The sequence below is a fragment of the Hyphomonas sp. TMED31 genome (genome assembly GCF_002172815.1).
In the GTDB taxonomy this organism is placed as follows: Bacteria; Pseudomonadota; Alphaproteobacteria; order Caulobacterales; family Hyphomonadaceae; genus Hyphomonas; species Hyphomonas atlantica.
Map to the genome: position 1 here is coordinate 1 of NZ_NHCK01000037.1, position 12,598 is coordinate 12,598.

The 12,598-nt window shown below is 56.0% G+C and carries 7 protein-coding genes; 4 read left to right on the forward strand and 3 right to left on the reverse strand.

All coding sequences use genetic code 11. From position 1 onward, the window contains the following. The 3 genes from CBB91_RS05795 to CBB91_RS05805 all read right to left on the reverse strand — a co-directional run. The coding region (locus CBB91_RS05795; protein WP_273012753.1) for a hypothetical protein at positions 1 to 1,043 on the reverse strand (1,043 nt) is incomplete at its 3' end. A 29-nt stretch (positions 1,044 to 1,072) separates the two neighbouring features. Beyond that, positions 1,073 to 4,171 (reverse strand): glycosyl hydrolase, encoded by a 3,099-nt coding sequence (locus CBB91_RS05800; RefSeq protein ID WP_273012755.1) that lies wholly within the window; start codon positions 4,169 to 4,171, stop codon positions 1,073 to 1,075. 74 nt (positions 4,172 to 4,245) lie between these two features. Beyond that, positions 4,246 to 6,102: a long-chain-acyl-CoA synthetase gene (locus tag CBB91_RS05805; RefSeq protein WP_273012757.1), complete on the reverse strand. Its 1,857-nt coding sequence runs from the start codon at positions 6,100 to 6,102 to the stop codon at positions 4,246 to 4,248. A 173-nt stretch (positions 6,103 to 6,275) separates the two neighbouring features. On the opposite strand from CBB91_RS05805, the gene CBB91_RS05810 reads away from it, so the two are divergent. The 4 genes from CBB91_RS05810 (at position 6,276) to CBB91_RS05825 (ending at position 12,427) form a co-directional block, all read left to right on the forward strand. Next, complete coding sequence (locus CBB91_RS05810; RefSeq protein WP_273012759.1) at positions 6,276 to 7,664, forward strand: MFS transporter; 1,389 nt, start codon at positions 6,276 to 6,278, stop codon at positions 7,662 to 7,664. A gap of 18 nt (positions 7,665 to 7,682) precedes the next feature. Then, positions 7,683 to 9,788, forward strand: a complete 2,106-nt coding sequence (locus CBB91_RS05815) for a glycoside hydrolase family 3 C-terminal domain-containing protein (RefSeq protein WP_273012760.1) — start codon at positions 7,683 to 7,685, stop codon at positions 9,786 to 9,788. Positions 9,789 to 9,834: 46 nt separating this feature from the next. Continuing rightward, positions 9,835 to 10,443, forward strand: coding sequence for a TetR/AcrR family transcriptional regulator (locus CBB91_RS05820; protein WP_273012762.1), 609 nt, complete (start codon positions 9,835 to 9,837; stop codon positions 10,441 to 10,443). Positions 10,444 to 10,609: 166 nt separating this feature from the next. Next, positions 10,610 to 12,427: a carboxylesterase family protein gene (locus CBB91_RS05825; protein ID WP_273012764.1), complete on the forward strand. Its 1,818-nt coding sequence runs from the start codon at positions 10,610 to 10,612 to the stop codon at positions 12,425 to 12,427. The last annotated feature ends 171 nt before the right edge of the window (positions 12,428 to 12,598 follow it).

The following is a 12,598-nucleotide window of genomic DNA, read 5'->3' on the forward strand; positions in this document are numbered from 1 at the left end:
GCATAGTCGAGCGCGGAGACATCTCGCGCATATGTATAATGATCAGGATCCGCAAGCGAGCTCAGCGCGTCCGCGCTCCAGGCATTGTGAGAGTGCAGGTCTCCCCACCACGGTCCGTTCGGCGTGTCCGTAATCCGAACGGGATTGGACAAGGTGCCACTGACATCGAACCGATAGACGCCAGGTTCGTCCAGAGTGACGACGCGTTCAGCACGTCCCGTGTACAGGATCATCTCATCAAGGATCTCTCCGTCCAGCGATAGATTCACGCTGTCTTCGCTGGCGGATAGATTGTCATACTTGTCGCGTGAAATGATCTCTACCTTGAACGGCTCACCCGGCCGTACAGATGACGGCACGATGACTTGCCGGGACGCTGTCGATCCTGCCTCTACGACAAAGGTCGGGTCCTGTGCCATGCGAACCTTGTTCACATCCACGCGCACCGGAAATGCCCCACTGGCGACCCAGGGCGTGGTAGTGGAATAGGTCATGACGACTTCGCCGCCGGGCGGAATGTCCGCGCCCTTCAGCACGGCCGTGACCCGCTGGCCGTGACGCTCTGCCGCCGCCTTTCCCACATCGTCAAACTGCAGCCTGCGGATGCGAAGACTGAATTTCGCCTTCGGTGCATCGGGCGACGTAACGGTGACCGTGTCCCAGAGCATGATCTCCCGCGTGTCAGCCCGGCCCGTAAATATGTAGCCGATCGCGACGCCGATCACGTCTACAATGGAAGCTGGCTTCTGCAAGGTTTTGGTAAGCGAGTAGCTGAGGTCATAGGTCAGCGCAGCATTGGGCAGCTGCGTACTGATATTCGAACCGCGCTTGAGACCATCCGGAAAGGCAATTCTGACGCGTATAGGCGCAGATACGTGGGCCGGCATGACAGCTGGTTCCACAACGGCAGTAATGTTCGGATTGATCTCTTCCGCTTTCTTCTCGAAAGTTTCCATCCGGCTGATCCTCTGCCACAGGAAGCCCACCATAAAGAGAACGGCCACGCCAATCAGAATGTACTTCGCAATACGACGTTTTTTCATAAAACTCCCTCCCCGGAGCTTATTTGAAATCAGGGATTTGGAATAGATTGAGTGACAAGGCGAACATCACCGATCAATCCGATCTTTGGATGCTTCTTCTCTCCAAGCCCTGCCATGAATTCCATTTTCGGTTCTTCACCGGACTCTGCTCGCGCAACCAGTTCGTGGAACCGAGGCGGCGTTACGGTCAGCATGATCTGGTTCTCGCCTGCGTGAAGCGCGGAGGAGATATCGATCTCATACGGTGGCAGGACAAGCCGTCCCAAGTCGCTTCCATTCACCGAAATCGCCACGCTACCTTCGACGCGCTCCATCACCAGATAGATCGGACCCGGGATCTCGGACACAGAAGTGGTGGTTGAATAGACAAGCCCCGTCCCTTCGTCACGAAATCCTTCAAGGCTTGCCGCATCAACGAGCGGAAACTCCAACTCGGCCTCAAAGGTGCCAGCCTTCAGCGACCACTCTGTCAATGAAATGCCTTCGCCAATGGGCAACGACTCGTAGACGACAGCGCCGGGCAGTTCGCCGGGCGTCTCGATCAGGAAGAGAGACGCCAGAGCCGGAAAGGCAAGCTCGACCTGCCCTTGGCTGGCCTCCTCAAATTTGAATGTCTGACCTGTTTTCGGATCAAATGCATAGAGACTGCTACCCTCATCCAGCGTCACGTCCACAGTCACGCGGGTCGCCGTCGCACTCTGGTTTGAGAGGAAGTGAATTGCGCTATCATCCGACTGAACACGGGTAACCCGGCGTACAGTGCTCGCCCCGGCAAAGACGAAGTTTCCTTTCGCCCAGGCTTGCAACGCGCCCGCATCCGACAATGTACGGTTGGCTTCCAGCACGCGCATTATGTCGGCGATTTGGGCATCTCTCACCTGATGATCCAAATAACCTGGCTGACGGGTTGGTGTGCGCCCCATGATAGCGACGCGATCCGATATGGCCGCAAGCGCCTGGGCCGATTCCAGCTCGATCCACGGCGCATCAAACAACAGGATTTTCTGGTCCGTATTGAGCGTATTGAGCGTATCGAGACGATGCGTGAGTGCGTCATCATTTACCCAGGTCCATGTAATGCCACGCTCATCCAGTTCTTTCACGATCGGCATGAGGCGTTCGAGCCAAAGCGTGCTTTCCAGTTTCTCGATCTCAGGCAGCTTGACGAAGGGAATGCTGCCACCTGCCTCTTTATCAGCGCGGTCGACTTCGTCGGGCATAGCGCCCATGAAGAGGAACAGATCCTTTGCTTGCTCGCTGATGGACAGCTCACTCGGGAATCCGAGGAATGGATAATAGATCAGGACGTCAGCATCTGGCTTACCTGCCTGTAGAAGGTTCTGTGAACNGACCAGNTAGGTGTTGATCTCTTCCAACGTATTCCANATTGAGGATTCTGGCCCATAGTTTCCGGAATANTTGAACTCTCCGCCANTTCCGTGGAAGGGGTGCCAGCCCATTTCACCGAATGCCTCTGCATATTCTGGCCGATCGGAATCATAGGGCACNCCATGATAGAGAATCTGGTTTACGCCAGACAGGAACAGCTTGTCTGCGGCCGCCTTGATCCGTGCCGGNGAAACNGCATAGCCCATNTCCGACCACACAAAGGATTCGCTTGCGATAACTGGTCGGTCATAGAGCAGTCCCGCAGCTCCCGCGAGCTTCAACGAGAACTCCGAACCGCCGCCATACAATTGCTCCATCTCCGGAATGTGATTGCGACCAAGTGCCTGAATCGCATCCAAATCCATTCCNTAGCTTTGGCCCTTGGACAGCAAGCCCCGGNCCTCTGCCCAATCCGCGCTCCCCCCAACGAAGCGATCCACNAGGAGATCAGAAATTGTCTTCTGATAATCGAAGCGAATGCGCTCGTCGTTTCCTGTTAGTTTGAAGCTTGGTGCCGCGTAGACCCGAGCCACGTCTCGCACATAGAAATTNTCGCGCACATCGACGAAGACAGCAGGAATATGGGGCTCAAGATCATATCCCCGACGGCTCTCGAACTCCTCCAGAATATCAGGCGTGCCCAAGCGGTCTGCCATAAATTCGATACTGTCATTGAAGAAACCGGTGAACCCCTCGCCATAATGCGCGCTCAAACCTGTGCGCTCCCCAAACGCGTAGGCGTAGTGCCCGCTCAGGATTTCTGTATCCAGATGGTCCACAACGAAGCCGGAAGAATCCCCGGCCACAAGAACCGGTGCAGATCCGGAGGGCTGGCTCCACGCNGCNACAATGACCCATTCGCCTTCAGGCGCATCCCANGACAGCCGACCATCCACAACGCGGTCTGTCAGGACAATAGCTGTTGCACCGTCCAGCTCTACAGTGTCGGTCGCAACCATCGGACTTCCGTCTCGCTTTCCGCCAATCTTTTTGGCCGCGACGACGCTTACCAGCTGGCCCAGCTCGGGCACAAAATTGTTCAGGTCTGCCCCGGGCGACGCATGGCTGAACGCCATCTCGCCATAGGCCATCAGATGGTCCCCAAAGCCCGCTTTCGGTGCTGGCAGATCAAAACTGACCTCTCGACCACCGGAAACCGTCTTCTCGGAGAAACGCAATTCCCGAAGTCCTTCATCAACCGGCACCTGTGGACCACCTGCCGGCCAACCGCTCAGATGGTTCAGGTACAAATCGAAGTTCAGGTNTGATGCACACGCCATGACCTCGGAGAGTTCGGCNTTGAATTCATCTGATCCGAACGATCGAATACTTGCCTGGATTTCGTCTGAATCAATATCGAGTCCCGCTGCGAACGCCTGAATCTCGACGCCGCCAAACCCTTTGGCATCAAAGGCTGCTAGCTGCGCGCATGCCGTCTCGGCCGAAACATCTCCACCGGGCCACCACCACCGGGTCCACGGCCGGCGCTCCTCCGGCGGATGGGTCAGGGCTCCCGGTTGGGTCAGGTCCAGTTCATAGCTGAGATTGATCGCGCTTTTTGGTGCGCTGACCTGCTCCCGATACTCCAGCAAACTGCTCACCTCGGGATTATTATCCGGAAGCGTCATATGGGATTTGATCTTGCCATTCAGCCAGAACCAGCCAATCGCCACCGCGAGCAGTGCAAGCACGACAAGCGCCCCGATGCCGATTCCCAGCCACTTCAATATCCGGCCCATGTTTCTTCCCTCGTGTTTTGTCGGCTGGCAGTTGATCCGGCCAGCAATGATTGTTCAGCAGGTATGCCACGCCGTCAAAGGCGCAGCGCACCCTCGGCCAGCGCATCCCGGTCCGAGATGGTGTACGGCCTGTAGCTCTTTTCCCGTTCGTCCAGAATGAAAACGCCATCCACGTTCGCAAGCCGGTCAATGCCCTGCTTGACCAAATCCACTTTGGACAGCTTCAACGTCCCCGTTGTGTNGTGGCCGTCGACGATACGCAGAAAGACGGGCCGTGCATATGACGGCAAATNCTTTGCAATCTCTTCGTATACAGATNCCACTGAGAACGTCTCATCGACCGACACAGCCGCCATTCCCGCTTTGCCGTCAAACCCTGGGACGGGCACGCCGAACACATTGGCAATGGTCACCCCCGGAACATGGGACATCACTTCCGCGACCTCTGTGGTCGATACATTTTCCGACTTCCAGCGGAATGTATCGCCAACCCGGTCCACAAAATAGAAACGTCCCATCCTGTCCCGGCGCATCAGGTCACCCGAACGGAACCANGCATCATTTGCTTCAAATACATTGCGCAGGATNTTCTTCTCAGTCGCGGATTTGTCGCTATACCCCTCAAANCTGTTGCGGGTTTCCGTCTGCTTGATTGCACCAATGGCCTCGCCGGGCTCGTCTATATCTGCCTCCATGCAGAGGCCGTCAGGCGCACGAAGGATCTCACCTGTAANTGGGTCGGTCTTCACGATCCTTATCAACATCTGCTTACGGATGATGGGAGGNACACAGCCCACCGACCCAATCGTTCCATCCAGATTGATGAGAGAGATATTACCTTCTGTTGATCCGTAGAATTCGAACAATTGCTTGATGCCCGTTCGGTTTACAAATTGCCGCCAAACATCAGGCCGCATGCCATTCCCGAGGCCGCGGGTCATCTTGTGCGTCCGCTCCGCGTCGCTGGGTGGCTGGTTCATCAGGAACCGCCCAAGCTCTCCAACATAGATGAACATGGTCGCGCCATACTCGCGGGCNTCNTTCCAGAAGGCGCTGGCCGAGAATTTGCGACGCAAGAGGATTGCGGCCCCCGTGGTCAACGCAATGCCCACACCGCAGACGCCGGTTGTCCCGTGATAGAGCGGGAGCGTCTCGTAGATCACATCATCAGGCCCGACCTGGCACGGGGTCGCGAAACTGCGCATCATGATCAGGCATCGCGCATGGGTCATCTTCGCNGCCTTGGGCAGGCCAGTGGTGCCGGANGTGTAGATNAGAAGCGCGACATCCTTGCCCCGCAAGGNATCCCTTTGAGATCGGTCAGGGCGATCCGAGGAAAGAGTTTCGAGCCAGTTGGAGAACGTGCTGCCCGGATCAAGAATTTCGACAGGCACAGTGCTGTCTACCAGATCGGCGCGAATGTCCCGCACACGGGCGTCCAGCTCCTGACAGGTAATGATTGCCNTGGCTTCAGCCACNTTAAGACAATGCGTCAGGCCGGTGCCAGACAGNTGCGAATTGATCAGCGCCGTTATCACACCAATCTTCGACAGGCCGAACCACACCGCGACATAGTCCGGTCGGTTGTCCATGAACAGGGCGACCGTGTCTCCGGGCTNCAGCCCNATATTCTGCCCCCAGGCCGCTATCCTGTTCGCCCGCGCCTCAAGGTCTGCATAGGTGGAGCGCGCGCCNTCAAAGATAAAAGCGGTGTTGTCAGCGAAGCGATCAACCGTGTCTTCAAGCACATCCGGGATCAGCACCGACCCAAGCGGCGTGAAAGCTTTGGTGTCCTGATCGATNTGTCGGAGCTTTGCCGTATAGACAATCTGCTTCCACAAGCGGGAAAGTGCGCCGCCATCACGACGATCAGATTGGTCCGCAGGCTTGGCACCCCGCTTCGCAAGCGACAAATCCAAAGCTTCCTCCACTTTTTTCTCCACTTGTAATCTTTTTATCTGATCGCTAAGCTCGCGCAACAGATCACAAATGGCAATTGTAATTTTCTCCAATTGAAATTATTTCTGTTTGAACCGGTCGGCAACAGGCTTGGCAAAAATATTTACGGGAGGATGTCGGCCGCTTGCGCCGACATTGGCACTTTATGAACTCTATTGCGTCTCAGGGCCTATCGGTCTCGCCCGCCACCCAAATCGGCTTCGGACGCAGAGCCGGGTTTGGCCTCGGCGATTTCGGCATCAATATTTTCTGGAACATGACGAATCTTTTCGCCATGTTCTTCTATACTGATGTCGCGGGCCTGCCGAACTTCATGGCCGGACTCGTGATCTTCGGCGCGATGCTCTGGGATGCAGTGACAGACCCACTCGTCGGCCTGCTCGCGGACCGCACCCGCACAAGGCTTGGCCGCTTCCGCCCCTATCTTTTCCTTGGCGCAATTCCGCTCGGCCTGTCCTTCATGTTCATGTTCAGGACCGGCAATCTCGAACTGGGTGCGTTGGCGCTTTACGCCTTTGCCACGCAGATCATTTTCCGAACTTTCTACACAGTTGTCAGTGTTCCTTATGGATCCTTGTCGGCTCGCATGACGAAGGACCCGAACGAGCGAAGCGCGCTGGCAGTCTACAGAATGGTATTTGCCACCACCGCCGGCATCCTGATCGCTGCATTCACACGAGACGGCGCTGCGGTGCTCGGCGGCGGGGACCTCAAGCTTGGTTTTGAACGCCTGGCAATGGTGTACGCCGCGCTCGGCGCCGCCGCCGTCCTGGCATGTGCCGTCTTCACGCGCGAGCCTGATATTGACCAGAACGAGCCATCCGCAGCCCTGCGGGACCAAGCCCGCATGATGCGACAGAACTCCGCATTCTGGATCGTCTTCGCCACGACAGTCATCGGGGGTATCGGCTCCACCATCGCTGGCAAGGCGATGTTGTATTACCTGAAATACAATCTGAATGCCGAACACCTGTTCGGCGTGGTGATGTTCAGCATCACTTTGATGGTAATGTTCTGTGTGCCGATCTGGGGCTTTCTCTCCCGGCGGATAGGCAAACGGGCCGTCTGGGCGTGTGGCGCCTCCATTTCAGCCATCACGACGGCGCTACTTTTCTTTAATCCCGTGGAGACGGCTCTCGTCGTTACGCTGATCCTGATCTTCGGGGCGATCGGATCATCGGCAAGTTATGTCAGTGTCTGGTCCACGCTTCCTGACACGGTTGAATATGGCGAATGGAAAACCGGCGTTCGGTCTGAATCGCTTGTTTTCGGCGCAATCGCATTTGCACAGAAACTGTCGCTTGGCGTTGCCACCCTGTTCAGCGGCTTCCTGCTCGATGCTTTCGGATATGTCGCCAATCAGGAGCAGACGCCACAGGCGCTGCTGGGCCTAAAGCTCATGATTTCTGTCATCCCTTTCATGGCGGCGATCATCTGTCTCGTCCTGATCCTCAACTACAAGCTCGACCAGGCGCGACACCGAGAGATCGTCCGTGACATCGAGCTGCGCGAAAGCCATTCCGACTCTCAGTAAAAGGACCTCGCACGCCCTATGGTCAATGCACACAAAGACTTCAACACGGCCCCTCTGGACCCGGCTCTTGAGCAGGAAGTCAAATCCATCGTCGATGACTTGTCTCTGACCGAGAAGGTGAAGATGCTGTCAGGACACGGCTTCTTCGAGAAGTTCTTTGGCGAGGAAAATCGACAGTTCGGTCAACGCGCCTATCCAGCGGGCAGCGGCAATGAACGTCACGATATTCCGTCACTATACTTCTGCGATGGGCCGAGAGGCGCGCGACACAAGCGGAATACCACCTGCTTTCCAGTCACCATGGCGCGCGGAGCGACCTGGGATCGCGACATTGAACGCCGCGTGGGTGAAGCCATCGCGATTGAAGCGCGCGCGCTTGGCGCCTCAATATCCGGTGCCGTCTGCATCAACTTGCTGCGCCATCCGGCTTGGGGCCGCGCACAGGAAACCTATGGCGAAGACCCCGTGCACCTCGGTGAAATGGGCGCAGCGCTCACAGAGGGACTTCAGACCCACAACATCATCGCCACCGCAAAACACTTTGCAGTCAACAGCATCGAAAACTCGCGTTTCAAGGTTGATGTGCGCGTCACCGACCGCGCATTGCATGAAGTCTACCTGCCGCATTTCAAACGTGTGCTGATGTCAGGCTGCGCGTCCGTCATGAGCGCCTATAACAAGATCAATGGCGACTATTGCGCCCACAGCGTTCCGTTGCTGCGGAATATTCTGAAAGAGCAATGGGGCTTCAGAGGGTTCGTCCACTCTGACTGGGTGAAAGGATGTTACGGCGCCGACGCAGTTACGGCTGGTCTGGATGTCGAGATGCCCGAAGGAATTTTCTATGGCAGCAACCTCGAAGGCGCTGTCGAACGCGGGGAAGTGGATGAGGCACATGTCGACGAAGCGGTGACGCGCATTCTGCGCACCCAGTTCACATTCGCGCGCGCCGACGATCCCAGAACCTATTCCGAAGAAGACCTTGCCTGCGACGCCCATATCCAGTTNTCGCGCGAAGTCGCCGGGAAAAGTTTCGTCCTCCTGAAAAATGACGGNCTGCTCCCGCTTGATCGCGACAAGGCGCAAACAATCGCTGTGATCGGCAAACTTGCCGCCGAAGTGAATCTCGGTGATCGCGGCTCATCCAGCGTGAACCCGCCCTATGCGGTTACGATCCTCGACGGCCTGAAATCTGCCGCCGGACCAGACACGCAGATTGTATTTGACGACGGATCTGACCCGGCACGCATGATCGAATGCGCAAAGGCTGCTGACGTGGTGATCGCCATTGTTGGCTATACCTGGGAGGATGAAGGAGAGTTTATCCCCGGAAATGAAGCCCTGGAAGGTCTGGACCCGGACAAACAAATGCCATCGCGCGGCGGTGATCGATCGTCCCTCAATCTNCTGAAATCCGACGAAGACATGATCGCTAANCTGTCGGATGCGAATGACCGTCTGCTGGTTGGCGTAATGTCCGGTAGCGCGGTCATCATGGAATCCTGGCGCAACAAACCTGCGGCAATCATGATGACATGGTACCCCGGCATGGAAGGCGGCAACGCCTTTGCCTCGGCCATTTTTGGCGACATCAATCCGGAAGGACGCCTGCCATTCACAATTCCGACCGATGCGGACCATTTGCCATTCTTCGATGCCGAAGCAGACGACATCAAATACGGTCTTTACCACGGTTACACGCTGCTGGAAAAATCCGGGCAGCGTGCGGCCTTCCCGTTCGGCTTCGGCCTTGGCTACACTGAATTCACATATGGCGACATCAGAGCGACAAAGGGCGACAAACTGCCAACATTCGAGATCGATGTTACAAACACGGGCGACAAACCCGGCACCGAAACCGTGCAATTCTACATCGGCTTTGGCGAGAGCCTGATCGACCGCCCCGTCAAACTGCTTCGAGGTTTTGAAAAACTATTCCTTCGCCCGGGCGAAACAAAAACCGTCGCCTTTTCCGTGACCCATCAGGACCTGGCCTATTACGACGAGACCTCACGGTCCTGGCAAGTCGAACCTGTTGGTCATACGGCACATATCGGCGCGAACTGCGAAGACGCACTCACCCGCACCGTTCGCTTTGAAACAGAGCCGGCAGACGACTCATGAAGATTGCCATATGGTCCCCAGCCCAAAGCCAGTGTAAGGAATTTGCATGACAAATTCGAAAACGGCCACGAAAACACCCCAGCAACCCGTGCAAGCACGAGCCATCGAGACGCGCGCCCGAATCATTGAAGTCGCGATGAAAACCTTCGCGGAACGCGGATATGACGGGGCCAACACGCGCGACATTGCGGACGAGGCTGGCGCGACGCATGGCGCGATCCGCTATCATTTTGGCACGAAAGAAGAGCTCTGGAAGAAAACCATCGAGACGATGTTCCACCAGCTACGCATGGACGTCTATGGTGAGGACGGCACGGAGCTTTTGAACATAAAANATCCCGTCAAAAGCATGCGGGAGTTCCTGTCGCGCTANATCCGCTATTCGGCAAACAACCCTGACCATGCACGCATCATGATTTCAGAATCCGTGCGCGGCGGCCCGCGGCTCGAGTGGATGGCAGAAAACTTCATCAAGCCTGCCCACAAGATCCTGATGAAGGAAACNCAGAAACAGATCAAATCAGGACTGCTGCCCGATCTGCCACCGGTTTCGATGTTCTACATTATCGTTTCAATGTGTCAGATGCCCTTTGTCCTCTCCAAGGAAATCAAGCTTCTCCACAAACTCGANCTGCAAAANAACTCCAGCNATTGAGCAGCACATNGATGCTGTCATGGCTGTNCTGGTGCGCANCGGANGCTANTGTTCAAGAANTNGANGTCGNANANAAGCGTACTGTTTTTCGATAAAAACATTTCCATTGAAATGTTTTGAGTGTATCCTCCCCGCAGATCAGAAACAGACAATCTCTGGGGAGAATATGAAACGCATTCGAACATTATCTATCGCCCTCATTGCGGGCCTGGCCCTTGGGGCTTGTGGCGACAAGACCAATTCCGAGGCCCCTGCTTTGACCTACGAACTGGACGAAGCGACGCGCGTCACATTGGCTGATGGCGAAGTTGTCGGAACACGGGGTCGTGACGATGCTTTCGCTTGGTACGGAATTCCTTTTGCGGCTCCACCAGTCGGAGACCTGAGGTGGCGTGCGCCTCGCCCGGTCGAGGCATGGGACACGCCACTCGAAGCCACCTTTCCCTTCAACCGCTGCGCTCAGCTGACCAGCAGTTTTGAGCCCGATCGCGAAGAAGGCGAGCTCGCGGGAAAAGAAGACTGCTTGTATCTGAACGTTTGGGCCCCATCGAATTCGGACAGTGAGCCCAAGCCGGTCATGGTCTGGATCCACGGCGGCGCCAATGTCTGGGGCTATGCCGGACAATACGAAATGGGTCGCTTGGCTCAATCACAAGATGTTGTCGTTGTGGGCATCAATTACCGCCTCGCCATGATGGGGTGGTTCGGGCATCCTTCGATCGTGTCGACGGCCGAAACAGATCTCGACCGTTCCATGAATTTTGGCACGCTGGACCAGATTGCCGCCCTCGAATGGATACAGAAGAACATCGGCGCGTTTGGTGGAGATCCGAACAACGTAACCGTATTCGGCCAATCGGCCGGCGCGTTTAACGTCGCCGCATTGATTTCTTCGCCACTTACCGAAGACCTGTTCCATAAGGCGATCGTCCAGAGCGGCGGGTTTCGCAGTACGTCCTATCAGGATGCTGTTGATGGCCCCGCCAACGAAGCGCGTCGGCGGGGCGCTGCGTCACAAGAATTTGTCGCTCACTTGGTCGATATGGGCAGTCTCCCCCCCCAGGACTCCATGAGTCCTGAGGAGTTGGCCACGCGCCTTCGGGCAATGTCGCCCGCTGAGATCTTTGACGCCTACAAGAAGCTCCCCATCGCGGTAGACGCAGCTGGGTTGATCAATCCGGTCGATATTTCCCACGACGGCGTTGCCTTGCCAGAAGAAGGCATTCGCAATGCCCTCATCAACGGCTCCGAAATGCGGGATGTGCCCCTGATGGTCGGCACCACGAAGGATGAATTCAAAGGCATAGCGTTCGTCGACAAGGAAATGGTCGGCAATTTCTTCAACATCGCATTCTGGCCAAAAAACAAGAAAGCCTACACCGCATACGGATACTATCCGAATGCCCTCTGGTCTTATCATGGGGTCGAAGAAGTGGCTGATTACTGGACACGTCATCGGTCATCGCCTGTCTACACGTACCGGTTTGATTGGGACGAGCAAGGCAAAGCGTTCACAACGGATGTGAGCTTCCTGGTTGGTGCTTCTCATTCACTCGAGATCCCATTCGTTATTGGCGGTTTTGATGACAAGGTCGGAGACCCGATGGGCGTGTTTTTCAACAAGAAAAACAGGGCTGGCCGCGAATCGCTATCCGGAAAAATGATGGAGTACTGGGCCAATTTCGCCTATGAAGGCGCCCCCGGCAAAGGTCGCTCCGGCACATTACCAGAATGGTCCGCCTGGAAACGAGGTGATGACACGGACCGACTGATGATCCTTGACACAGAGAAGGATGGCGGCGTCCGAATGATCCACGATATTCCATCAGCCGAGGAATTATTCGAAGCCTTCCAGGATGACAAGCGCTTTCGCAAGCAGAGTGTGCGATGCAAAACCGCTGATATGGCACTGGAAATCATGAACATCGTTGGCGGTGAAATGGAGCCTTGGGAAGCCTACCAGGCTGATCATTGCAACTCCTGACCACGAAACCAGGCTGGAGCGGAATCGCGCTCCAGCCTGGGGCCACCCTCCACATCTCTGCCACACCTGCCACACATTACTTAAAAACTCGCCCAAGCCAAAAAGATTGCACTTGACATGTTTTTAGGTTTCGGAGCATCGTCCCCTCACGAAATCAGCTGCTGAACGCAA

Excerpts from the sequence above, each read along its gene's own strand:
- CBB91_RS05810 (WP_273012759.1), top strand. The coding sequence starts at position 6,276 with ATGAACTCTATTGCGTCTCAGGGCCTATCGGTCTCGCCCGCCACCCAA.
- CBB91_RS05825 (WP_273012764.1), top strand. The coding sequence starts at position 10,610 with ATGAAACGCATTCGAACATTATCTATCGCCCTCATTGCGGGCCTGGCC.